Genomic DNA, 22977 nt, shown 5'->3' on the forward strand with positions numbered 1-22977 from the left:
GAACTCTTTTATTAGTATATTACTGAATAGAGAAACTAATAAACCAAGTATTAAATTCGTTGCACCGCCATTCTTTTAATTAATATTACCCATAAAGATAATGCTTTCCTTTCATAAATACAATTTTAAATAGAAATTTTAATTAGCGTAGATTCAAATTACTAGTGCAATTTACTTATTATTTTCCAACCAGACAGCCATTGGGGTTTTGTACTGGTGTTTTTTTCGGGCTAATTCGCATTTCGATGTGCTGGGAGGGGGAGGATGGTGAAGGGGGGTGATGTGAGGGATTTAGGAGAAATGGAGTGTGACTTGGTAGAGGAAGAAGTCGGTGTTACCTGCTTTGTAGTTGACGCTAATGAGGCGATGTGCTTTAGCCTTAGCGTTGCTCTACCTGTGACTGAAATACCTCAAGATGGGGTGCGACCTGACTGGAGTAAGGTTGTGAAATCATGCACGTCCCTCTCCCTCCACCTCCAAATACGACTTAGCCAAATACTGCCTTATACCCTTATGTGTCCATTATTTGACCTATAAGTCCAATAGGATTGAGCGGGAAAAGAGGGAAAAAAGAGAGCCACAGTGGGGCGGGTGCTCCACTGCGGCTCTGCGATTGATTAAGGGTATGACTCCTCGCGCGATCAGGCGGCGGGCTTAGCGGCAGCCTCCTTGGCTGCGGGCTCGCCGATGGCGATCATCTCGAGGTAGGTGTTGTCGGTCATGATGTTCTTGAGGTACTGGCGGACATCCTCGATGGTGATGCTGTCGAGCGTCTTGAGGAACTTGTCATCGGTATTCCGGTCACGGAGCACCTGCATCTCGAGCTGGTTCATCCAGTAGCTGTTCTTGTGCTGGTTCTCGTCAAATTGCTTCTTCATATTGAGGATAGCCTTCTCGAAGAACTCCTTATTCAGCCCCTTCTCGACCATCTCCTTCATCTCGTCCTTGACTCTCTGGTTGAGGTGCTCGGCCTGCTCCTTATTGGTCTGGAAGACGATCATCATCTGTGAGGTGGGGGTGGGGAACTCGTCCTCGGAGCCCATGGCGGAGACGCCGTAGGTACCGCCCTCCTCCTCACGGATGGAGACGAGGTACTGCTGGTCGAGGATCGAGCTGAGGATCTCGGCCATGAGGATGTTCTTGAGGTCGTAGGTGGCGTTGTCCTTGATCAGCATGTCGATGACAAAGACAGAGGGCGTACTCACCTCGTAGGTGAAGTGGTGGTCGCTTGACTTCTTAGCCGTCGGGAGGGCGAGCTCACGCTGCCAGGTCTCACCGCGGGCGGTATTGGGCAGGGTGGCGATATAGCGCTCTACGAGAGGCTTGATGGAGTCGAGCTCGAAGTCACCGACGATGAAGAAGGTGAAGTCGCCCATATCGGAGAAGCGGCTCTTGTAGGTCTCCAGGATCTTGTCGTAGTCGAGCGACTTGATCTGGTCAATGGTGAGGGGAAGTGCCTCAGGATTGCCACCGTAGATCATGGAGGGGAGAGAGTCGCGGAGAATGGTCTTGGTGGGGTTGCTCATGGCCGCCTCCAGCATCGCTACCTGACGGTCGCGGGCAGCGCTGAAGAGCGCGGTATCCTTACGGAGGTCAGTGGTCATGAGGTGGATCGCCTGGAAGAGCTGCTCAGCGTCGCTCTTGGCAGCGTAGCCGGAGATCGTCTCGCTGGTGCGACCGATGGATGCAGAGACGGAGACCTTGCGCCCTGTGAGGATCTTCTCGATCTCATTGGGCGTGTGGCCGCCGTAGCCACCTACTTCGGCAAAGTCATTGGTGGCGCGGACGTTGATGTCCTTCGGATCCTCGCGGACGAGACCGCCGGGGCTGACGGCACGGATGTTGATCTCATTGTCAGCATAGTCGGTCGGGAGGAGGTAGACGCTGATGCCATTGGAGAGCTCCCACTTGGTGGACTTGAATGCCTGGTCAGCCTTCGTGGCTACGACAGCACCGGGCTGGGGCAGCTGCTCCATCAGGCTCTCGGAGGAGACGGTCTCCTTGTAGGGCTCCACCTCCTGCTTCATCCCCTTGTCAAACTCCGCGAGCAGCTCCTCGGGGGTCGGGTAGGTGAGGCCGTCCTTCTGCACCGCCATGATGGAGATGAAGAAATTCTTCCCCGCCTGCTCGGGGATCATCTGTGCCAGCTGCTGATTGATCGCCTGGACGTTGATCATCTGGGCCATCTGCTGGGCGAGCATAGCCTCGGTCTCGATGCCGGGGATGTAGCTGCCGCGGGTGAAGTAGGCGGAGTACTCGATGGCGTAGTCCTCGTTGGTCCTATTCTTTTTCTCCTTGACCCCGTTGTCGAAGTCGGCGAGGACTTTCTTGATCACACGGCTGTACTCTCCCTCGGTGAAACCGTACTTGCGGGCGCGAGCCAGCTCGGCGGTCAGAGCCTCGAGGGCACGGGCGTACTTGCCCTCCTCGGCGACCACATCGGCCTGGAAGGCGTCCTCCGTCTGTGCGACGATGAAGGATCCGATGCCGACAGAGGCCTGTAGGAAGGGCGCATTGGGCTGCTCGAGGATCTCATCAAAGCGGTTGGCGAAGAGCTTGCTGATGACGTTGGACATAAAGTCATTGAGGAAGCCGACGGCGGTAGCCTTGAGCTCCTTAGGCATCGCATCGTAGGTCTGTGCGATAGAGATCTGGGTACCGGTGACCTCGGGATTGGTGATCACAGCTGCCTTTGGCTGGGGATTATCCGGTACGTCGAAGTAGACGCGCTCAGCGGGATTCTCCGGCATAGGGATGGAGGAGAAGGTCTTCTTGATCTGCGCCTCTACGTGGTCCACATCGATGTCTCCGACGACGATGATTGCCTGGAGGTCTGGGCGGTACCACTTGTGATAATACTTGCGGAGGGCATCGTAGGGGAAATGCATCACGACGTCCATCGTGCCGATCGGTAGACGATTGCCGTAGCGGTGTCCCTCGGGGAAGGCTGAGGCGAGCAACTGCTGGAGGGCACGCATGGAGCCGTTGTCTCTCGTGCGCCACTCCTCCTGGATCACGCCACGCTCGTTGTCGATCTCCTCATCGGTGAGGTCGAGGTAGCCGCTCCAGTCGTGGAGGATCAGGAGGCAGGAGTCGACGAAGTTCTGATTCGTCGTAGGGGCGTTCATGATCTGGTAGACCGTCTCGTCGATGGCGGTATAGGCATTGAGGTTGGAGCCAAATTTTACACCATTCTTCTCCAGATAGTCGATCATGCCCTTGCCGGGGAAGTTCTTGCTACCCTGGAAGGCCATGTGCTCAAGGAAGTGAGCGAGACCGCGCTGGTTGTCCTCCTCGAGGACGCTACCGACGCGCTGAGAGATGTAGAAATGGGCTCTATCCTTGGGCTTCTCGTTGTGACGGATGATGTAGGTGAGCCCGTTGTCGAGCTTGCCCATCCGCACATCCTTGTCGATCGGCAGCGGAGGCGTCTGCTGCTGTGCATCCTGCGCTCTGCCGGGGAGTATCGCCACGGCGGCGAGACTCATCACTCCGGAGAGGAGGGTAAGAAAGTGGTTACTCATGTGTTGATTGATTTTGTATATAAGTTTTGTAGTTTTTATTCGTAGGCAAATTTAGGGGAAAAAGTTGGTAGTCTCAAGTCCTAAGGTACTCACTTTGCACGCTTCTCTTACCAGACTACCAGCTCATCGGCAAAGAGGAATTGCCCCCGCTGCGCCTCCTCATACTGGATCCGGAGGTACCGGCAGGTGGTGCGGGGGTAGAAGGTGAAGGTCTCGAAGTGGAGCTTCCTGTCCGCCGGGTCGAGCGAGGACTCGATGCGATCCACCACTGTCCACTCCTCGCCGTCGCTGCTGACGGAGAGCTCCACCCACTCGGGGGCGTAGATCCCGGGGATGGTATTGTGCATGCAACGGGTGGAGACCTTACTGATCAGTGTCTCCTCGCCCATGTCGAGTATGCCGATATTGGATGGGGTGACGATGTTGCCGTACCAGCGTCCGTCACCAAAGGAGACCGACCCACGGTAGCCGTCCGTCAGGACGGTCTCAAATCCTCCCCCGCTGTACTTGCCCTCCACGGGCGTCTCCCACCGGATCGGCTTGCCGATGGCGCGGTGGTGGTCCACCCGCAGCGTGACGGGATCGCCTACCGGCTCGCCGTTGCGGAACTGCCGGACGACGATGTCAGCGCTGTCACGCACCTCGATCGTCTGGTCCTCCCGGATCTGCGGGTCACTCATCTCGGGCACCTTGCCATCGACTCGGTACCTCATCTCGCAGGGATCCAGCTCCGTGGTCCAGCGGATGCGGGTGAGACCGGCATCCCGGTCGACCTCGGTCTCGGGCCGAAGCCCATTGGTCAGATCATATGCCTGTATGTCCCGCTCGTGGAGCATGGGGATGTGCCGATTGATCCGTATGCGGAAGTCCTCCCACGATCGCTTCTCCTGCGGTGTCCAGCCGATCTCGGCGATGGCGAGGAGGCGGGGGAAGATCTTGTACTCAAGAGCTTCATTCGTCTTGACATACTCCGTCCACATATTTCCCTGCACCCCGTGTATCAGGGCACGCTCCTCAGGGGTAAGCTCCTCCGGCAACGGGTCGAGGGCGTAGGTCTGGGCGAGGTCGCAGTAGCCCTCGTTGCTCTCGTAGTCCACGGAGAGAGGGTCCTCCTGATAATAGTCGAGGTAGCACTGTGGGCTGGGGGTCATGATCACCTGATGCCCGCTGCGGGCGGCCCGGAGACCACCCTCCATGCCTCTCCACGACATGACGATCGCTCCGGGAGCCAAGCCTCCCTCGAGGATCTCGTCCCAGCCGATGAAGTGTCGACCGTCCTTCTCAATCATCTCGCCCATACGGTGGATGAAGTAGCTCTGCAGCTCATCCACATCCTTGAGCTTGGCACGGCGCATCACCTCGCGACACTTGGGACAGCTCTTCCATGCCTGCTTGCCCGCCTCGTCCCCGCCGAGGTGGATGTAGGCGGAGGGGAAGATGTCGTACACCTCGCTCAGCACATCGCGGAGAAACTCGTAGCTCATCGGGTTGCCGATACAGAAGTCACTCTCCCCTCGCCGAGCTCTACCGCTGCAGCTCAGCACCGGGTAGGCATGCAGCACCTCCTCGCTGTGGCCCGGCATCTCGATCTCCGGGATCACCGTGATCCCGCGGGCGGCAGCGTAGGCGACGATCTCCCGTGCCTGCTCCTGGGTGTAGTACCCTCCGTAGGCACCTGGCGACCCCTCCTTTGCATAGCGCCGGTCGCCCTCTATCCACCACTTCACCCAGTCGCTCTCGGTGCGATAGGCGGTTCGCTCAGTGAGGAGTGGGCGACTCTTGATCTCCAAGCGCCAGCCGCCGGCATCGGTGAGGTGCCAGTGGAGGCGATTGAGCTTGTACCGCTGCATCTCGTCGAGCAACTTTTTCACCTCCTCCACACCGAAGAAGTGTCGGCTCTCGTCCAGCATCAGTCCGCGGTACTCAAGCCGAGGCTTGTCCTTGATCTCCACCATCGGGATCCCTGTCGGCAGGATCAGCTGCCTAAGAGTCTGGATGGCGTAGCCTATCCCGTCCTCGTCGGCAGCAGTGATCCGGATACCGCCACGCTTGACAGAGAGGGTGTAGGCCCCGGGGGTGGTCAGCTCCTTGGCGTCAATCGTGCAGACGACCGAGCCGTAGGTGTACTCCGGCGTGAGCTCCAGAGTGGGCAGGCCCGCCTTGCAGAGGTCCGCATTGAGCCCCTCGACGAGGATGCGGTTTCGCTCGTCCGCCGAGGGGAGGACGATCGTGTGCCCCTTGGTGAGTGGCACCACGCCACCATCCTGCCAGACCACCTCCTCGGGCATCGGGAGCAGGGCAGGGTAGTCGGAGGACTTGCCCCCTCCCAAGTGACAGCTCGATAGGATGAGGAGAAAGAGGGTGAAAGTGATCGCCGGGTGTCTCATGGTCTCTGTGGTATGGGGTGTAAAACTAAAAAAAGAGTGTACACTCCTATCCGCCAAAGGTCTCTCGCCTTACGGTCGGGGTGTACACTCATGATATGGTCAGTCTCGTCGTCTCAGAGCGTCGCGTGGTCTGCCTCAGCCCAGCCTCTGAGTCCCTCGATGAGGGCATCATTCTCCGCCTGATGGGGGAGGGGGGCGATGCGCAGCTCGTTGCCATGGATGTCGATCCCCTTAGCTGCTGTGCCGACGAGGATATGGTGCTCCTTGAGCAGATACTCCGCCACCTGCTGAGCAGGACTGCTGCACTCTACTATGAAGAATGGGGCATCACTGAGCCTGCTCTCGAAGCCCTCGATCTTGTCGATTTCCTTGGCGAGCAGTCGTGCGTCCCTCAGCCACTTGCGGATGGGGATCGTGAAGGATGCGGGGTGCACCAGCACGTAGTGGACCGCCTCCAGCGCAAGCGAACTGATACCGGTAGGGACGTAGTCCTCCCTGAGGCCATTGATGAAGTCGGGTCGGGCGCAGATGTAGCCGACACAGAGCCCGGCGAGGTTGTAGGCGCGGGAGAAGGAGGAGAGCACCACGAGATTGGGGTACTTCTGGATGTCCGACACCTTCAGCGTCTCCTCGAGGACATACTTCCGCATAGAGAGGTCGACGATGATCGTCGTGTCGGGATGCTTCTTGAGGAGCGCGAGGAGGTCTCTGTGGCGATAGACCTTGCCGTCCGGGTTACTCGGCACGGAGAGCCAGACGAAGTCGACACCCTCTGTGACTAAGTCTGCCAGCTGGGTCCCCTCCGGGGCCTCCCTTACCTCATGGCCGGCGTGGTGCAGTGCCTGCCGAAACTCCATCCCTGTGGGAGGGAGGATCAGCGAGCAAGCTCCTCGGTGTGCATCGGCGATCAGTCGTACGGCCCCATCACCGCCATCGGTGATGAGTAGCTCGTCCTCGTCGATCTCCAGTCGTCGCGAGAGTAGCCGGGCGATGCGGGTGCTGCTGTCGCCGGGTGACTTAGAGATGAGGTCGATGTGATTGACCAAATGCTCCTTGATCGGCTCCAGACGCGCTCCCTGCCACTTGAGGGTACTAAAGTCGAGCACTACTTCGGGCTCTACGTCCTGCTCCTTGTGAGCGGACCCTTTTACCGTGTGAGTCATATATAGCAATGAGTTCTATTTTTCCAAGACCAAAGGTACCAATAATCGCCCACACCCCCGTCCCGCTTCGAGAGCATGGCAGGGGGAGTCCAGACGAATTTTCTTTACCGGTATTAGATTCGTCTAATATCGGTATTAGTTTTCTCTAATACCGATATTAGTCTCCGCTAATACCGATATTAGTTCGGAGGGGGATATGGATGGTATCGGAGGGCAAAATGGGGCTCTCTCAGCAACAGATGTCCCTCTGCTTCTTGATCAGGTCGAGGTGAACCACGGTGCCCCGGATGAGCGTTTGTGCTATGGGGCAGTGGGCTTCGGTCATCTCCAGCCAGCGGCGCTTCTGGTCGGCATCGGCCTCGAGGTCTGCCTCCATACGGATGTCAATCCTCCGGATAGCCGGCCCCAGCTCAGGCTCCAGCTCCCCGATGACCGTCAGGCGAAGGCTCCTTAGGTCGATGCCGATGCGCTCAGCAGCTCGGTGTGCGACGACATTGACGCAGCCGGCGAGGGCGCCAAGGAGCACCTCGACCGGATTGGCAGCCTCATCGGTGCCGCCTTCGTTGGTCGGTTCATCGGTGAGGAAGGTGAATTGCCGGACCTTGATCTCCGTGCGGCACTCGGTCTCGCTCTCAGCGCGAGCGACGAGCTTGATGGTTTTCTTTTCGCTCATAATGCATTCTTTATATGGGATGATCTCCCCAAACGTACGACTTTTTTTCCTTCTCTTGGGCACAAAAAAGCACTGCCGACTGAGTGCCGGCAGTGCTTATCGTGAGATGGGAGGAGGTTATTTCTTCTCCTTTGTAAAGATGACCTTAACCTTCTTGGTGAAAAGGTAGCCTGTGAGCGTCTCCTCTGAGGTCCTGGTGAGGTCAAAAGAGAGTACTGTCGGCTGTGCGTCCCACGCCTTGTCGAGGCTGAGGGTTACCTTGGGGTGCTTGTAGATGTAGGTGCCGGAGTGACTCACGGCACCCAGGTTGCCCGCCTTGCTCGTGAGGGTAAAGCGGTTGTTGCCATCAAAGGTGAGGATCCACGCCACGGGGTCGATGTCGGTCTTATTGTCCTTGACCTCTGCCACCCACTTGGTGTTGGCAATGGAGGAGGCATTCTCGGGGATATTTCCGTCATCCTCCTTGCACGAAGATGCGAAGAGGGTGAGACCTACGAGTGCCGCTGCGGCGATGAGAATATTCTTGACTTTCATAATCTTGCTATTTTGGTTTGGTGAAACATTTAGCATCACAAAGTTCTAATATATCGGTGATTGAACCAAATTTTCTCCGTTAATTAGTCTTTTTCTTTGTCACAAAAGCTTGTCGAAAATGGACGGGAGGAGCTTTTGTGTCAATCCTGATGGCTACGCCACTATATTGCGACCAATCCAGAAGAGCAGGATCACCACCAAGATCAAGACTGATGCGCGGTAGCCCACGAGGAGGTCTCTAAGTCTGGCGCAGCGAGGGGAGCGGTGTGCGAGTGGCTGGAGGAGCAGTGCGAGAGCGAGGTAGGGTAGGGCGATGACGAAGAGGGGGTTCATTTGCCAGGCTCCGGCGAGGTCGAGATTGAGCAGATGGTGGATCGCCCGTTGCGACCCACAGCCTGGGCAGAGGTACCCCGTCAGTAGCCGAAAGGGACACCTCGGGAAGATCGGTACCACGGATGGGTCGAGGCACTTGTAGCCGACAGCTGCCACCACAAGTGCCAGTACTATGAGGAGATACCTGATGCGGGGGCGCATCTCAGCTTAGGGATATGCCTGAGGCGACACCAATCATCATAAGGAATAGGTAGATCCCAGCTACGGCAATGCCGCTCCAGAAGCCGTAAGTGACCCACTGCTTCGCCTTAGCGGAAAATTCGTTGGCTGCGGCGACGTTTCCGCTCGAGAAGGCACTATTGGCCTGCGCGGAGTAGACGATCCCCAGGATCCCGAAGACCATACAGCAGAAGATGGTCACCAGGATCGACTCCACGAGATAGTCCTTGGGCTTAGTGGTAATAGTCTGCCCTTGTGTGGGTGGAGGTACAGCCCCCTCAGGGACAAGTAGTCCTGAGAGCTCCGGGAGGTTGATCGCCTGGACCCAGTCGGCAAGTCCCTCTCTCCACACATAGGTCTGTGGGGTCACTCTCCCCCTGAGTTGGTCGATGGTGTATGGTCCTTGTTGCTCAGATCCGTTCAGTATGTAGTACTCTGACATAAGTTTTGTGCTGGTAAGCGTGGTTGTGTCTAAGAGCAAAGTTATGTAAAAATCACCACCGGTGCCACGAGGGAGAGTGCCGGCTCACACCGGCTTGGAGAAGCGCTTATCCGTCTGCTGCATCAGGGGATCGAGTGAGGCGGCCACGTAGCGTACGTAGGGAGAGCCGATAGGCAGCTCGATGCCCTCTGGGGTCAGATTTATCAGCCCGTCAGCCGCCATCTCGTGTAGCTTGTCCCGGTCGTATATCACTGCCTGCATAGTCTCCTCTGCAGTTATGCCGAGCCGCTCAGCCACTTCGCTCCACCGGAGGCGGTAGTTACACATCAGTGTCTCGATCACCTCACGGACGATCTGCTCCCTCGGGGAGAGCAGATAGCCTCTCTCGGTGTAGAGTCGACCGGCACTGAGGGTGTCGATGTACTCGGTGATGTCTCGCCCGTTCTGCGCATAGGCGGTGCCGAGCTGACTGATGCCGGTGACACCGAGAGCATAGACCTGCGCCGTGGTCCTGAGGGTGCAGTACCCTTGGAAATTTCGTCTCAGTCGGCCCTCGTCAAGAGCTATGCTGAGCTCGTCGGATGGGAGGACAAAGTGATCCATCCCGATGGATCGGTAGCCCTTGCTGTGGAGTATGTCGGCAGCACGGCGGTACATAGCCTGCTTCTCGCCCGGCTCCGGGAGACCTGCCCGCTCTAAGATCAACTGCCGCTTGTGTACCCATGGCACGTGACCGTAGCTAAAGGTGACTATCCGCTCCGGATGGATCTCTGCCGCCATCCGGACTGATTGCGCAAAGCTCTCCGCCGTCTGGCGTGGCAGACCGAAGAGGAGATCCATATTGACCGTCGCCCCTGCGTCGTGCAGCATCGACACGATCTCGCTGACCGGGAGGCGTGGGGGCTCGCGGTGGACGATCCGGAGCACCTCCTCATCGAAGTCTTGCACCCCGAGACTGTAGCGACTGAAGTGGCAGTCGATCAGCTCTGACCATGCATGCTCATCGAGGTAGCCGGGATGGCACTCGATCGCGATCTCCGGTCGGTCGATCGTCTCCATGAGGGAGAGGAGGTGCTCATTGAGCTCGCGGAGGTAGTGGACGGGTATGGCAGTGGGACTGCCACCGCCATAGTGGATCTGTGAGATCTTGCGCCCCGGGGTGAGGTGCGTGGCGATCAGGTCGATCTCTCTATGGAGCGCCTCCACGTACCCCTCGATGCGATCCGGGTGAGCCATCGGGTAGGAATTGCAGGCGCAGAAGTGGCAGAGCTGGCGACAGAAGGGGATGTGTATGTAGAAGGAGACGTGGTTGTCCGAGGCACTATTGGATGCCTCTACGGCAGCGAGGAAGTCCTTCGGCTCTATGCTGTGGAAGAAATTGGCAGGCGGGTAGCTGGTGTAGCGGGGGACAGGTTGATTGTACTTCTCGAGGAGGGTATCGCTATTTTTCATTTTTATAGGCAAGGTGTATATAGATAAGTGAGATGAGTGCCAGCAGCACGGCAAGGGCAAAGAGTCCACTGTAGCCAGTATGGTCTGCGACCACGCCACCAAGGATCGCCATCCCCATGCCACAGAGGTGGGTGATCACGATCTGCACCGTGAAGTCTGTCCCCTCGCGGCCCGCACGCAGGGTCTCCATGGAGGAGACATAGACGACGACCGTTGCACTCCCGTAAGCCGCCCACAGGAGCATCACACCGATGCTCACAAGGAGCGTGCTGACCTCGACCTGCGTCAGCGTGAGGAAGTAGAGTGTGGCGACTAAGATCAGTGTGGCGAAGTGCTTCCGAGCCCGATAGATCCCGATGCGTCGGACGATGAAGCCCGCGACGATGGAACTGACAAAGGCGGTACCGGTGCCGAGCAGTCCGCTCAGGATGCCTATGGAGCCCATATCAAACCCCTGGTCCACCAGCCACGGACGTAGCATAGGCAGTATCGCCATCAGGCCCGAGTAGAAGAGTAGGAGGAAGAGCACTTGGCGCCAGATCCCCTTCCGGGAAAAGAAGAGGGCGAAGTCACCGATCCCGGCACGTCGCTTGGGATCTTTTTTCTCAAAAGAGATCTGCCGCTCCAGCCCTAAGGGTACCAGTGCCAGCAGCACGAAGAGTGCCAGGCAGAGCAGGACTACCTGCCAGCCGTAGCGGTGTAGGACGACCAAGAGCAGCCCGCTACCGACCAGTGTGCCGGCAAAGCTTCCTGAGGACTGCATCGTATTGACGAGACTCTTGTCGCGCCCTCCGTAGCTCAGCGCTGCGAGGGAGTCGGTGGCGATGTCCTGTGTCCCGGAGGCGATCAGCGCCAGGATGATCAGCCCGAGGATCAAGTAGATGTCGCTACTTACCTGCAGCAGACCTATGGCGCAGAGGAGTCCGGCGTAGATCACCTCCGAGACGATGATGCAGCGCTTGTAGTCCCGCACCGTCAGACAGTGCCGGTCCACCAGGGGCGCCCAGAGGAACTTCAGTATCCACGGGAGCTTGACCAGCTGGAGGAGCCCGATGGAGGAGAGGGAGAACTGCTGCTCCCGCATCATCACCTGCAGTGCTGTGGAGAGGAAGCTCGAGGGGATCGACTGCGCCACGTAGAGGCAGAAAAACGTCCCCAGTGTCAGTGCCTCAGCTCTGTATAGAGTGTTATCCTTCTGCTTCATAGGGTGATGACGGAGGGGAGGAGGTGGTATCGTCCCGAGGAGGTGCGAGGCAGTCTCTGCTCCTCGGGGCTGCGGAAGATCGGTCCTCGGGATACGTCGTATCGCCCATAGCGGTAGTACCCATTGGCCCGACCACCCCAGCCGTAGTTGCAGTGGAGATAGAGTGCATCCTCCGTGCGGAGCAGTCCATCCACGATCCACGTGTGGAAGGTGAGGTCCTCCCGTCCGGCAGTGAGGATCACCGGCAGTCCCTCTCGAAGGCTACGCTCGATTGCTTCTCTCAGCCCCCACCAGTGGAGCCTCGCCTGATGAAAGCCCATCCGGGTGAGGAGAAGTCGGATACGCCACGGCCAGGTGAGCCCAAAGTCGGTCGTGTAGATCGTCGAGAGGGCGGTGCCTATCTCCGAGAGAAATCGACCTGCCATCTCTCGCTCGGAGGCGGTGGAGGTGACCCGGGGATCGAGGGCGGAGACCCGCTCGAGGGAGCGGAAGAGGGGATTTCGGGAGCCGCGCTCTACCGCCACTTGAGTGAGTAGCTGAGCCAGCGCCACGGGTGCACAGCCGGCAGGGGAGCGACCGATGGACGAGGAGGGTCGCAGCCCTCTTCGGATCGGAGTATGGAGGTCAAAGGGGGTACCCTGGTGCCATATCGTGCGCACCATCATCGGGATGTACTCGGTCACCTCCTCGGGCGTGATGAGGTCAGAGCCGCTGAGGAGTGCCTTGAGGCTTTCTCTTCTCTCCATCTCAGGCATCCTCCTTCTCCATATATTGTCGTATCGCCTCTATCACCTGCTCCGCAGCCATGCGCTCCTCCTCCGCATTCCGCAGGTGACCAATAGACACCACCACCTGCGCCCGGGAGTAGTAGGGCTCCCTTTTCTCCGACACCATCTCGAGGTAGTCGCGCACCTCGCTCCGCGTCTTGTCAGCCACTGCCGGTCGGGTCGCACGGACGCTGTAGAGCCTCTCGGCGAGTAGGTCCAGCGGCGATTGGAGGTAGACGACCAGCCCATGGGCGAGCATGCGGTCCATATTGTCCTCCCATATAGGTAGCCCTCCACCAGTGGCGATGAGGGTGTCCTCCTCCTGTAGCAGCTCCAGCAGAGCCACTCGCTCTCTCTTGCGGAACTTGTCGATCCCGCAGCAAGCGATCATCGATGAGATGGAGGCGTGGTACCGACTCTCGACGAAGAGGTCTGTATCGACAAATGTTAGCTCGAGCCTCTCGGCAACGAGCCTGCCGATGGTGCTCTTGCCCACTCCGGGGAGTCCTATGAGGAAGAGTGGTCTCACGCTGCTGTTGCTCTTACCTTACGATACATAACTCCATAGAAGACGAGGGCAATCCCCTCCGATACAGCGGTGAGGATGATGATGACCATCGTCAGCCCCTTGTCGTAGAGCAGCCCGCTGAGAGCTGATCCGGCAAGCAGAGCCAGCCCGTAGAAGGTATTGAAGAGTCCGAAGCCGAGTCCGCGCTTCTTGTAGGGCGTCAGGTCGGCTATCGCTGAGCGCATCACGGTCTCGTGAGCGCCGAGGATCACTCCCAGGACCACCATCCCGGAGATGACCACCGGGACTGAGGTGCTGAGGGTGAGGATAGGCAGCAGCAGGGTGAGGAGTGGCACGATGAGGAGGACGAGGATGCCCCCCGTCTTGGAGCCGGTCCACTCCTTCAGTCGGTCGTACGTTCGCCCGATGAGCAGTGCCACTAAGGCATCGACACCCATGGCGCCGGCGTAGAGCATCGTGATCATCGTGTCGGACATAACGGACTGCACCTTGAGGTGATAGCCGATGATGCCGAAGTTGAGCAGACCAAAGGCTGTGAAGAAGGTGAAGGCGGAGTAGATCCAGAACATCCGGCTCAGCCTCCCCGGCTCCCCCGCCGGAGCGACAGCGCCATGCTCACGCTCTAAGCGTGACACCCGTCGCCAGGCGTATACGAGGAAGAGCATCAGCACGACGAAGGGGATCGCCAGCAGCCTGTACCCGAGCTGAAACTCCCCCACACCACTCTGACCGGCGTAGTAAAAGACTGCGGTGAAGATCAGTGGACCGAGAAAGGCGCCGAGCTGATCCAGTGCCTCCTGAAGTCCAAATGCGAAGCCCAGTCCCACCTGCCTCTCGGATATCCCGGAGAGGAGCGTGTCCTTGGCCGGGCTGCGGAAGGCCTTCCCGATCCGCTCTGTCAGGATCAGGACGATGAGTACACCCCAGCTGGTGGTGCAGCCCATCAGTGGTATCACGAAGTGGACCCCGTAGCCGAGGAAGAGGAAGAGCCAGTACTTGCCACTCTTGTCGAGGATGACACCGGAGATGAGACGGAGCGCGTAGCCGATGAATTCGCCCAAACCGAATACCAGCCCCACCTGAGCCGCAGACACGCCGAGGAGACTGAGGTACTGACCATTGACACTGCGAGCGGACTCGTGGACGACGTCTCCCAGCATGCTGATGATGCCGAAGAGGACAATCACTGCAAGCACCTGACGGCGGACTGAGGATTGATCTTGGGTATGATTTTCAGTCATGACTTTTGCTCTTTGAGCCACAAAGGTACACAATCGCGCCCCTTTGCGTGGTCCTTTTGCCTGAGATTTTCACAGTCAGCGCATCATACAATTTTGATGTGTGGTCTCGCTTTCGCCCTTAGCAAAAAAAAACGGGCACTGATCCGGAATAGGATCAGTACCCGCCTTTTTTGTACTAAAGTGATCGCCTTACTTGGCTGCAGTCACCTCGATCTCGATCACGCCACCTGCCGGGAGGGCGCTAACGGCGAAGGCGCATCGTGCCGGGAAGGGAGCAGAAAATTGCTCCGCATAGATCTTGTTCACGGAGGCAAAGTCTCCCATATTGGTCAGGTAGACGATGCACTTGACGACGTTGTCCATCGTCATACCGGCCTCGGCAAGGATCGCCTTGATATTGGCAAAGGACTGTCTGCACTGCTCCTCGACTGTGTCACCGGCGAGCTTACCGGTCTCGGGGTTGAGGCCCAGCTGGCCTGAGATGAAGAGAAGATCGCCGGTGCAGATGGCCTGTGAGTAGGGACCGATGGCTGCCGGTGCCTTCTCTGTAGAAATAGCTTTTTTAGACATGATTGGTTTTTTGTATAAGTGATTGGTTTGGGATTAGTCTTCGGTGTGCGTCAGCAGCTCTCTGGCGTTGTCGAGAGCTGCCTCGGTCTGAGCTGCACCGCTCAGCATCGCAGCGATTGCCGCGACTCGCTCCTCGCCCTCGACGGGCCGGAGAGAGGTATTATAGGTGTCTTGACCCTCCTCCTTCTCAACCACCACCTGATGGTCCGCCTGTGCGGCGATCTGTGGCAGGTGAGTGATAGAGAGCACCTGGAGGTGCCGGCTGAGCCGCCTCATGATCCGCCCGAGTTGCTCGGCGGCTCGACCGCTGACCCCGGTGTCTATCTCGTCGAAGATTATCGTCGGGAGGATCTGCCGCTCAGCGATGATCGCCTTGAGGGCAAGCATGATCCTGGAGATCTCTCCACCGGAGGCGATCTCATCGATAGGCTGGAGGGTCGTCTGCTTATTGGTCGCTATGAGGAATTGGATCTCGTCCTCACCGGTCGGGGTCAGATCCTTGGTCTTGGTGAGACTGACCCTGAAGGAAGCACCCGCTATGCCGAGCTCATCGATCGCCTCCATAAGCGAGGGGACGAAGGACTTGATCCCTAGCTCCCGGCTCTTCGTTAGCTGCTGTGCCATCTCCGCTGCATCGTGGCGAGCTCGCTCCACCTCTCGGCGTAGCTCCTCTATGCGATCGTCCGCCGAGGTGATGGAGTCCAGCTGCTCCTTGTACTGGTCACGGAGCTGGATCAATCCGTCCCCATCCGATACGTTGTGCTTGTACATCAGAGACTGCAGGAGGTTCATCCGATCCTGGAGCCGGGCGACCTCCTGGGGGTCGATCTCTATCTCGTCCAGCTGACGAGACGCATCGCTACTGATGTCGGCAAGCTCGATGTAGACCGCCTCCAGCCGCTCGCCATACCCCCCTGCAGGGGCAAAGGTGTCAGCAAAGCCCCTGCAGTCGTGGGCGAGGGTGTGCAGTCTCGACAGCACCGAGACCTCCTCCTCGCGACCATAGCCGTCAAGCCCTGCCAGCTCCTGCATCAGCTGGGAGATCTCTGTGGCATGCTCCGCCATGGTGAGACGCTCACGGACCTCAGCCTCCTCACCCGCAGTGATGTGGGCGTCGCTCAGCTGCTTGTACTGGAAGGAGATGTAGTCCTCCTCCTCTCGCTGCTTGCGGACCCGCTCCTGCTCCGACGCGAGCTGAGCTGACAGTCTCCGGTAGAGTGCGTACTTCTCGGCGTAAGCCTCTCGCTCCCCCTGATTGTCCGAGAGCGTGTCTATCACGGAGCGCTGGAAGTCCGGATCACCTATGAGCCTATTGTGGTGCTGAGAGTGGATGTCGACCAAGTGGTCCCCGATCTCCTTGAGTAAGCCAGCTGATACCGGTGTGTCATTGACAAACGCTCGGCTTTTTCCGCTCCTGAGCACCTCGCGCCGTAGGATGCAGGTGGAGCTGTAGTCGAGATCGTTTTTCTCAAAAACCGGCTTCAGGCCCACCCGCTCCTCTAAGCAAAAGGAGGCCTCGACCACCGCCTTTGAGGCACCGGAGCGGAGCATCTTGCGGATGTCTGCTCGACCTCCAAGGAGGAGCTCGATGGCTCCGATGATGATGGACTTACCGGCGCCGGTCTCACCGGTGATCGAGGTGAAGCCCTCTCGGAGGTCCCACTCGAGGTGGTCTATGAGGATGAAATCCTTGATGTGCAAGTGTGTGATCATATACTCCTTCTATTCTCTGACCCAGGGGATAAGCTCCTCTAATAGACTCCTCACCTCTGGATCTTTGCTCCACTGCTGCAGCTCTCCCGACTTAGTCTCGCTGATCATCTGGATCAGGCGGGGCGCCTGCATCGAGAGCCGGAGCTTATTCATCTCCTTGAGCCAGTAGGTGAGGCTCTCTCTGCTCCTCGACTCCATCGGCTCATCCAGCACCTCTCTGTGGTACAGGCAGTAGAGCTCTCGCCCGCGAGTGCCCTCACCTGTGCGCAGCTCGGGGAGTAGCCGATCCGGGCTGAGGGGAGCCGAGCGGAGGTCGCCACTCTCCCGCCAGGCGTCACTGAGCTGCTCTGACCTCTGCTGCAGATGATCGAGGAAAGGCTGACCGCCGAGGGTGTCAAAGGAGTCATAGTAGAGCAGCATCGACATCGTCAGGTAGTAGTAGAGTCGACGCCCGAGGATGCTCTCCGGGATAGAACCGGGTAGGGGAAAGTAGGTCCCCGCCTCGCTTGTGGAGATGGGTATCTCGCGCTCCATCACCACGAAGAGCGGACTCTGCCGCTCACTCCCGTAGATCGGTCTGTAGGCGGTGAGCGTGAGGTCTCCCGTGAAGTGCTGTCCCGACCCGGCAGTGAGCCGAATGTAGATCGATACCGAGACAGGCTCCTTGGGGGTCATACTGAGCCGCACATCGGGGCTGAAGCCGTCGGCAAATCGCCGTACCCGCTCACTCAGTCCCTCTGCGTCCTTGGCGGCTGTCGAGCCCAGCGCTGTGGCATCGACCTCTACGTGTGAGGTGACCAATTGCTGGGCTGAGAGTGGTACCGCCATCGCGCTCAGCAGGAGTGTGACGAGGAGGGCAATAGGGCGAGTGAAGATCTGCATAGGGGGGCAGGGCTACGATTACCTGAGCTGAGGTAGGGTGTAGAGGATCTCGAGTGCTACCTGCTCCTTCTCCATCAGTGGCAGAGAGCGCTCGATAGAGCCGTCCCTACTGAGTAGTGTCACTCGATTGGTGTCGGTGCCAAATCCTGCTCCCTCGTCCTCAAGGGTATTAGCGACGATGAGGTCAAAATTCTTCCGCTCCATCTTGCCCCTCACCTGCTCAAGATCGAGATGGGTCTCTAAGGCAAAGCCGATGTGTATCTGCTCCTTGTCCTTTTCCTTGCCCATAAGTGCGGCGATGTCGGGATTGGAGACCAGCTCGATCGTCATCGAGGGTCGACTCTCCCTCTTTACCTTCTGCTCCTCGGGATGAGCCACCTTGTAGTCTGCCACGGCGGCACAGAAGATGGCTATCTGGTACGAGGTCACTGAGCGGCAGGCCTCCAGCATCTCATCAGCACTCTCGACCCGGATCACCCGCAGTCTCTCGTGGGGAGTCGGGAGGACCTGGGCGGGACCGGTCACCAGAGTGACCTCTGCACCCATCCGGATCGCCTGCTCGGCGAGTGCCTTGCCCATGCGTCCGGAGGAGTAATTGCCGATGAAGCGGACCGGGTCGATCCGCTCGTACGTTGGTCCCGAGGTGATCAGTAGCCGCTTCCCGGCAAGTATCGTTGCCTCGGCCATATCCTCCTCTATCCTGCGGACGATCTCCTCCGGCTCGGGCAGTCGACCCTTGCCTATGAGGTGGCTCGCCAGCTCTCCCTCCTCAGCCTCGAGTATCGTCGCTCCCATCTCTCTGAGCCGGTCAGCGGAGGCGATGGTCGAAGGGTGGCGGTACATGTCAAGGTCCATTGCCGGGGCGATGTAGACCCGTCCTCGTGTGGCGAGGTAGCAGGTGACGAGGAGATTGTCAGCTATGCCATACGCCATCTTGGCCATCGTGGAGGCGGTGGCCGGGGCGACTATGAAGAGATCTGCCCAGAGCCCCAGCTCCACATGGCTGTGCCACGTGCCGTCGCTGTGGTCAAAGAAGTCGCACAGCACCGGTCGACCGGAGAGGGTGGAGAGGGTGAGCGGGGTGATGAATTCCCTCGCTGCTGCCGTCATCACCACCTGCACCTCAGCGCCTGCCTTGACGAGGAGTCGGATCAGTGGAGCAGCCTTGTAGGCTGCGATGCTCCCGGTGACCCCGAGGACAATGTGCTTACCGCTTAGGTTAGGCATGGTCGGGCTTTTCGCTCTGTAGGTCAATGGCTTTCTTGATCTTCTGGAGCTGAAACTTCGTGTCCCCTGGGAAGTCGCCATTCATCATCCAGCCGAAGTAGCCTGGCTCCTTGGCGAGCACATCGGAGACGAGTCGGCCCTTGTACTTTCCGAAGTTAAAGACCACCTCGTCCTTATCGTTGTAGATGAATCGCCCGGCGAAGTCCACCACACGGCGCTGCGTGGTGTACTCGTCTAGACTGTCGACATCATTGGGGAGGTCATCGTACTTGGCAAGCTGACCGCGCAGGACATTGTAGGTCGCCTCGGTGTCAGCCAGCGCTCCGTGTGCTCCGTCGAAGGTGCATCCGCAGTAAAACTCATGGGCCGCGGAGAGCGTCCTCGCCTCGCGCTTGTGGTAGATCACCTGTACGTCGACCACCTTCCGGCTGTGCAGGTCGACCGGTACCCCGGAGCGATAAAACTCCTCGCTCAGCATCGGCATATCGAAGCGGTTGCAATTGTATCCCGCAAGGTCGCACCCCTCGATGAAGCCGGCCACACGCTTCGCTATATCAGCAAAGGTGGGTGCCTCAGCCACATCCGCATCACTGATGCCGTGGACCGCCGTCGTCGACTCCGGTATGTGGCACTGAGGATTGACACGAGAGGAGAAGGTCTCCTTGCTCCCGTCAGGCATCACCTTGACGAGGGCGATCTCTACGATCCGATCCCTCGCCGGGTCCGTCCCGGTCGTCTCGAGATCGAAAAATACAAGCGGGCGCTCCAGTCGAAGCTGCGGAAGGGTATCGAGCTCGCTCATATCAGCAGAGGCATATCTACGGCAATAATCGTCTCCTCCTCATCCCGCTCCTGTGGCGTGATGATGGCGGCGTGAGCGCGATCTCCAAGCAGGAGCTCCACTTCATTTCCGGGGAGTATATTGAGGATCTTGATCAGGTGGATGGCGCTGAAGGCGATCTCAAACTTCTCCGTACCGCTGTAGTTGACCGGCAGTGTCTCTTGTGCAGAGGTCGAGTAGCCGAGGTCTTTTGCATCCAGTTGCAGCTGATTGGGCGTCAGGACTAAGTTGATCAGCTTGGTGGCGTCATTGGCAAAAATCGAGACGCGCCTAAATGCAGCCAGCAGCTGCGATCGGTCGGCGATGATGCTCTTGTCATTGTCCTGAGGGATGACGCTCTCGCAATTGGGGTACTTGCCATCGAGCAGGCGACACTGGAGGCGCATATCCTCACGCTCAAAGGTGGCGTAATTGACATACACGGTCACCCGGATCGTATCCTCAAGCGTCGGCGAGGAGATCTCTGTCTCACTATCAGTCCCCTCCGCCTCCGGTGCGGAGTCGTTGCCTCGGTGAGTGAAGAGGAGCTTGATCAGCGATACCGGCTTGCCCGGCAGCGTGAAGGACTTGCTCTCGGGAGCGTCCGTGAGCTGCACAGAGCGATTTTTGTACAGCGCCATCATATAGCCGTCGGTGGCAGAGAATGCGATCTGCTCCTTATTGATGTCAATGTGCACTCCGCCCAAGAGGGGCCGGGTGTCCTCCACCGATACTGCATAGTCGGTGTAGGTCAGTCCCCTGCTGAATACACTCGTGGGCAGATCCAGGACTGTCGACTGATCGTCCAGCGCCTCTACCTCGGGGTAATTCGTGGCGTCCTGTCCGACGAAGTCGAAGTGGCCGTTATTGTACCGGACGTTGATGTGCTGATTGTCTGTGTCGATGTCGAAGGTGAGGTCCTGAGCGGGGAGCTCCTTGAGGGGGAGCAGGAGGTGCTCCGGTCGGATGCAGATGGTGTAGTCCTCGCCCTCGTGCGACTGAGTGCGGAGCGACAGGGTGAGGCGCGTCTCGCCGTCTGTCCCGGTCATACGGATGATGCCTCCCTTGATCTCAAAGAGTATGTCGTTGATGATGGCCGATGTGCCACCGGTCTTGCCGGAGGAGGGGATCACGCGGCTGATGATCGATAGTCTGCTGCTGAGCTGCTGACTGCCTACTGTAAATTTCATAAGTGATCGGATAAGAGTATCGTTTATACTTAGGGGTAAAAGTACCAAATTGCCCAGATATGACCAATTGTCTCCATAGAGTCGTTTGGGGTGACGCATTTGAGCATTAGGTTAATTAAGTACCGAAGGGGGCTTATCCCTGAGGCACCCGAAGGGTGCTCGCTCCATAGGCATCGGTCATCCGCGAAGCGGTGACCGATGTGTCAATACCCGCCTTAATCCCCTCGACCCCTTGCGGGTCGCCGAGCAGAAATTCCCTTTCCTAGAGCCCCCCTTTGGGCGTCACATTCCCCGGGCAAGCTTGATAGTGCGACACCCTGGCGGGGTCGCAGGATCGCTTGCAATGCCTGATCCACGGGTCATCGGGGCTACGCCCCTCGACCACGTGGCTAAAAAGCGGGCACCCCTGTCGGGGTGCTTCGTCTTCCACTCTTCACAATGAGTTGAATAGTTTCTGCACTGCTCAAATGCGTCACCCCTGCTAGAGTCGTCTCGGAAAAAGGAGATCAAGGATGATGCCAAACTAATACCGATAATAGTGATCTCTAATACCGATATTAGTCTAGACTAATATCGGTATTAGAGATCAGCGAGAGCTACTCGGGCGACGGACCTCATTTCCCTGGGCTTGCTGTGCGGCGCACTTGCGCGCTCTTCTGTCCGGATCTTGCCCGGCCTGTCTCCGGATGTCCGGTGGGATGGTGCGAAAAAAAGAGCTGTCAGTCGTAGTGACTGACAGCTCTCGTATACTATGTAGTCCGTATGAGAGTCGAACTCATCTTTCAAGAATGAAAATCTTGCGTCCTAACCGATAGACGAACGGACCAAATAGCTTGGGCCGAGATCGTTTCGAGGGCGATGACTTCGGCTTCTTAGGCGTTAGCCTGCTGACCCTTGAGGCTATTAACCTTCTCTGCGAGGGAGTGCTTCAGGTTGGCAGCCTTATTCTTGTGGATGTGACCCTTGCCGGCCATACGATCGATCAGTGATGTGACCTTCGGGAGAGTCTCCTCTGCCTTGGCTGCATCGTCGAGGGCACGGAAGTCGCGAACTGCATTACGCATCGTCTTACCATAGTAGCGATTGCGCGTGCGACGAGCGCTGGCTTGTCTGATTCTCTTAAGTGCTGACTTATGATTTGCCATGATTGGATTATTCTATCTGCACCCTTAGGAGAGTGTGTCCCTGCAAGAAGTCGGGATGAATAGTAGTCCGTAGGGGAATCGAACCCTTATTTCAAGAATGAGAATCTTGCGTCCTAACCGTTAGACGAACGGACCAAAAACTTTCGTGCTATTGCTCTGCAAAGGTAAGAAAGTTTTTTACTTCTTGCAAGCTTTGTGGGGTTTTGACCTTACTTTCGTTGATTATTGACCCCGGACACCCTCTCTTGGGTGATAATGATTATCTGCGGATGTGTAGTTTCTCGATGATGGCGCGGTAGCGATCAATGTCGTTGCGCATCAGATAGTCGAGCAGGTGGCGGCGCTTACCGATGAGGAGCTTCATAGAGCGAGAGGTATTGAAGTCCTGCGGGTGCTTCTTGAGGTGCTCCGTGAGGTGAGAGATGCGGTACGTAAAGAGAGCGATCTGGCTCTCTGCTGAGCCGGTGTCCTGGTCTGACGTACCATACTCACCGAAGATTTCCTTCTTCTTAGCTGTATCCAGATACATAATCTAGTAACAATGAAAATGAGTGTGAATAATGACGCATAATCACCCCGTACGTCCGGGTGACATTTGCGACTGCAAAGGTAGTACTTTTAGTTGGTTGCTCCAAGTGCCTCTCCTTTTGACCTTTTGGGGCTGCCCGGCTAATTCGCATTTTGATGTGCTGGGAGGGGGAGGATAGTGAAAGGGGGTTTGTTGATGTGAGGGATTTAGGAGAAGTGGAGGGCGACTCGGTAGAGAAAGAAGTCAGAGTTTCTAGCACCGTAGTTGACGCTGATGAAGCGCTGGAGGTTTTGGTTGAGAGCCTCCGCCTTGGCATTGTTCTCTCTGCGGTAGAAGTACCTCAGAATGGGGGTGGCGTTTGATCTGAGGAAGTTGGCGATATTGCGTATCTCCTCCACCTCACTCTCCATCCCTTCCTTGGTGATGAGCATAA

General features: G+C 57.8%; 21 protein-coding genes and 2 tRNA genes. All 23 read right to left on the bottom strand.

What is annotated here, in order from left to right; all coding sequences use genetic code 11:
• Window positions 1-641: 641 nt before the first annotated feature.
• Window positions 642-3524, bottom strand: a complete 2883-nt coding sequence (locus AC1EKE_RS07480; RefSeq protein ID WP_480308889.1) for a M16 family metallopeptidase — start codon at window positions 3522-3524, stop codon at window positions 642-644.
• 107 nt (window positions 3525-3631) lie between these two features.
• Entirely contained in the window at window positions 3632-5911 is a 2280-nt protein-coding gene (locus AC1EKE_RS07485; protein WP_480308890.1) for a glycoside hydrolase family 20 protein, read from the bottom strand.
• Window positions 5912-6024: 113 nt separating this feature from the next.
• Window positions 6025-7074 (bottom strand): aminotransferase class I/II-fold pyridoxal phosphate-dependent enzyme, encoded by a 1050-nt coding sequence (locus AC1EKE_RS07490; protein ID WP_480308891.1) that lies wholly within the window; start codon window positions 7072-7074, stop codon window positions 6025-6027.
• Window positions 7075-7303: 229 nt separating this feature from the next.
• Complete coding sequence (locus AC1EKE_RS07495; RefSeq protein ID WP_480308892.1) at window positions 7304-7747, bottom strand: OsmC family protein; 444 nt, start codon at window positions 7745-7747, stop codon at window positions 7304-7306.
• A gap of 117 nt (window positions 7748-7864) precedes the next feature.
• Window positions 7865-8281, bottom strand: a complete 417-nt coding sequence (locus AC1EKE_RS07500) for a hypothetical protein (RefSeq protein ID WP_480308893.1) — start codon at window positions 8279-8281, stop codon at window positions 7865-7867.
• A gap of 153 nt (window positions 8282-8434) precedes the next feature.
• Window positions 8435-8815 carry a DUF2752 domain-containing protein gene (locus AC1EKE_RS07505; protein WP_480308894.1) on the bottom strand — a complete coding sequence of 127 codons (381 nt, stop codon included), beginning with the start codon at window positions 8813-8815 and terminating at the stop codon, window positions 8435-8437.
• A gap of 1 nt (window position 8816) precedes the next feature.
• The gene (locus tag AC1EKE_RS07510) at window positions 8817-9275 is read right to left on the bottom strand and encodes a CD225/dispanin family protein (protein WP_296164205.1); all 459 of its coding nucleotides are present in this window, start codon (window positions 9273-9275) and stop codon (window positions 8817-8819) included.
• Between the two features lie 84 nt (window positions 9276-9359).
• On the bottom strand, window positions 9360-10727 hold the full coding sequence (gene hemN, locus AC1EKE_RS07515) for an oxygen-independent coproporphyrinogen III oxidase (RefSeq protein WP_480308895.1): 1368 nt from the start codon (window positions 10725-10727) through the stop codon (window positions 9360-9362).
• Window positions 10717-11931, bottom strand: coding sequence for an MFS transporter (locus AC1EKE_RS07520; protein WP_480308896.1), 1215 nt, complete (start codon window positions 11929-11931; stop codon window positions 10717-10719). Before AC1EKE_RS07520 ends, hemN begins: the two co-directional genes overlap by 11 nt.
• Entirely contained in the window at window positions 11928-12677 is a 750-nt protein-coding gene (locus tag AC1EKE_RS07525; RefSeq protein WP_480308897.1) for a C10 family peptidase, read from the bottom strand. Before AC1EKE_RS07525 ends, AC1EKE_RS07520 begins: the two co-directional genes overlap by 4 nt.
• A 1-nt stretch (window position 12678) precedes the next feature.
• Window positions 12679-13227 (bottom strand): shikimate kinase, encoded by a 549-nt coding sequence (locus tag AC1EKE_RS07530; protein ID WP_296158809.1) that lies wholly within the window; start codon window positions 13225-13227, stop codon window positions 12679-12681.
• Window positions 13224-14468 carry an MFS transporter gene (locus tag AC1EKE_RS07535; RefSeq protein WP_480308898.1) on the bottom strand — a complete coding sequence of 415 codons (1245 nt, stop codon included), beginning with the start codon at window positions 14466-14468 and terminating at the stop codon, window positions 13224-13226. The genes AC1EKE_RS07530 and AC1EKE_RS07535 overlap by 4 nt, the downstream gene beginning before the upstream one ends.
• A gap of 189 nt (window positions 14469-14657) precedes the next feature.
• A complete protein-coding gene (locus AC1EKE_RS07540) occupies window positions 14658-15038 on the bottom strand; it encodes a RidA family protein (protein ID WP_296158807.1) in 381 nt (126 codons plus the stop codon).
• Window positions 15039-15071: 33 nt separating this feature from the next.
• Window positions 15072-16751: a DNA repair protein RecN gene (gene recN, locus AC1EKE_RS07545; protein ID WP_480308899.1), complete on the bottom strand. Its 1680-nt coding sequence runs from the start codon at window positions 16749-16751 to the stop codon at window positions 15072-15074.
• Window positions 16752-16760: 9 nt separating this feature from the next.
• The gene (locus tag AC1EKE_RS07550) at window positions 16761-17633 is read right to left on the bottom strand and encodes a type IX secretion component PorD family protein (RefSeq protein WP_480308900.1); all 873 of its coding nucleotides are present in this window, start codon (window positions 17631-17633) and stop codon (window positions 16761-16763) included.
• Window positions 17634-17651: 18 nt separating this feature from the next.
• Window positions 17652-18860 carry a bifunctional phosphopantothenoylcysteine decarboxylase/phosphopantothenate--cysteine ligase CoaBC gene (gene coaBC / locus AC1EKE_RS07555; RefSeq protein ID WP_480308901.1) on the bottom strand — a complete coding sequence of 403 codons (1209 nt, stop codon included), beginning with the start codon at window positions 18858-18860 and terminating at the stop codon, window positions 17652-17654.
• A complete protein-coding gene (locus AC1EKE_RS07560) occupies window positions 18853-19662 on the bottom strand; it encodes an exonuclease domain-containing protein (RefSeq protein ID WP_480308902.1) in 810 nt (269 codons plus the stop codon). Before AC1EKE_RS07560 ends, coaBC begins: the two co-directional genes overlap by 8 nt.
• On the bottom strand, window positions 19659-20870 hold the full coding sequence (gene dnaN / locus AC1EKE_RS07565; protein ID WP_480308903.1) for a DNA polymerase III subunit beta: 1212 nt from the start codon (window positions 20868-20870) through the stop codon (window positions 19659-19661). The genes AC1EKE_RS07560 and dnaN overlap by 4 nt, the downstream gene beginning before the upstream one ends.
• Before the next feature lie 754 nt (window positions 20871-21624).
• Window positions 21625-21696 (bottom strand) — tRNA-Glu (locus AC1EKE_RS07570).
• A 46-nt stretch (window positions 21697-21742) separates the two neighbouring features.
• Entirely contained in the window at window positions 21743-22015 is a 273-nt protein-coding gene (gene rpsT / locus AC1EKE_RS07575; RefSeq protein ID WP_070467353.1) for a 30S ribosomal protein S20, read from the bottom strand.
• A 63-nt stretch (window positions 22016-22078) separates the two neighbouring features.
• A tRNA-Glu gene (locus AC1EKE_RS07580) sits at window positions 22079-22150 on the bottom strand.
• A 124-nt stretch (window positions 22151-22274) separates the two neighbouring features.
• Complete coding sequence (rpsO, locus tag AC1EKE_RS07585) at window positions 22275-22544, bottom strand: 30S ribosomal protein S15 (protein ID WP_070467351.1); 270 nt, start codon at window positions 22542-22544, stop codon at window positions 22275-22277.
• A gap of 206 nt (window positions 22545-22750) precedes the next feature.
• Window positions 22751-22977, bottom strand: a 227-nt coding sequence (locus tag AC1EKE_RS07590; RefSeq protein ID WP_480308904.1) for a transposase, incomplete at its 5' end; no start/stop codon positions are given.

The sequence above is a fragment of the Porphyromonas sp. C0041D3 genome (genome assembly GCF_056590575.1).

Coding starts and splice junctions, on each gene's coding strand:
- AC1EKE_RS07490 (WP_480308891.1), bottom strand. CDS start 7,074: ATGACTCACACGGTAAAAGGGTCCGCTCACAAGGAGCAGGACGTAGAG.
- AC1EKE_RS07535 (WP_480308898.1), bottom strand. CDS start 14,468: ATGACTGAAAATCATACCCAAGATCAATCCTCAGTCCGCCGTCAGGTG.
- AC1EKE_RS07505 (WP_480308894.1), bottom strand. CDS start 8,815: ATGCGCCCCCGCATCAGGTATCTCCTCATAGTACTGGCACTTGTGGTG.
- AC1EKE_RS07480 (WP_480308889.1), bottom strand. CDS start 3,524: ATGAGTAACCACTTTCTTACCCTCCTCTCCGGAGTGATGAGTCTCGCC.
- AC1EKE_RS07520 (WP_480308896.1), bottom strand. CDS start 11,931: ATGAAGCAGAAGGATAACACTCTATACAGAGCTGAGGCACTGACACTG.
- AC1EKE_RS07510 (WP_296164205.1), bottom strand. CDS start 9,275: ATGTCAGAGTACTACATACTGAACGGATCTGAGCAACAAGGACCATAC.
- AC1EKE_RS07485 (WP_480308890.1), bottom strand. CDS start 5,911: ATGAGACACCCGGCGATCACTTTCACCCTCTTTCTCCTCATCCTATCG.
- AC1EKE_RS07500 (WP_480308893.1), bottom strand. CDS start 8,281: ATGAAAGTCAAGAATATTCTCATCGCCGCAGCGGCACTCGTAGGTCTC.
- AC1EKE_RS07495 (WP_480308892.1), bottom strand. CDS start 7,747: ATGAGCGAAAAGAAAACCATCAAGCTCGTCGCTCGCGCTGAGAGCGAG.
- AC1EKE_RS07550 (WP_480308900.1), bottom strand. CDS start 17,633: ATGCAGATCTTCACTCGCCCTATTGCCCTCCTCGTCACACTCCTGCTG.
- AC1EKE_RS07560 (WP_480308902.1), bottom strand. CDS start 19,662: ATGAGCGAGCTCGATACCCTTCCGCAGCTTCGACTGGAGCGCCCGCTT.
- recN (WP_480308899.1), bottom strand. CDS start 16,751: ATGATCACACACTTGCACATCAAGGATTTCATCCTCATAGACCACCTC.
- rpsO (WP_070467351.1), bottom strand. CDS start 22,544: ATGTATCTGGATACAGCTAAGAAGAAGGAAATCTTCGGTGAGTATGGT.
- coaBC (WP_480308901.1), bottom strand. CDS start 18,860: ATGCCTAACCTAAGCGGTAAGCACATTGTCCTCGGGGTCACCGGGAGC.
- AC1EKE_RS07525 (WP_480308897.1), bottom strand. CDS start 12,677: ATGGAGAGAAGAGAAAGCCTCAAGGCACTCCTCAGCGGCTCTGACCTC.
- hemN (WP_480308895.1), bottom strand. CDS start 10,727: ATGAAAAATAGCGATACCCTCCTCGAGAAGTACAATCAACCTGTCCCC.
- rpsT (WP_070467353.1), bottom strand. CDS start 22,015: ATGGCAAATCATAAGTCAGCACTTAAGAGAATCAGACAAGCCAGCGCT.
- AC1EKE_RS07540 (WP_296158807.1), bottom strand. CDS start 15,038: ATGTCTAAAAAAGCTATTTCTACAGAGAAGGCACCGGCAGCCATCGGT.
- dnaN (WP_480308903.1), bottom strand. CDS start 20,870: ATGAAATTTACAGTAGGCAGTCAGCAGCTCAGCAGCAGACTATCGATC.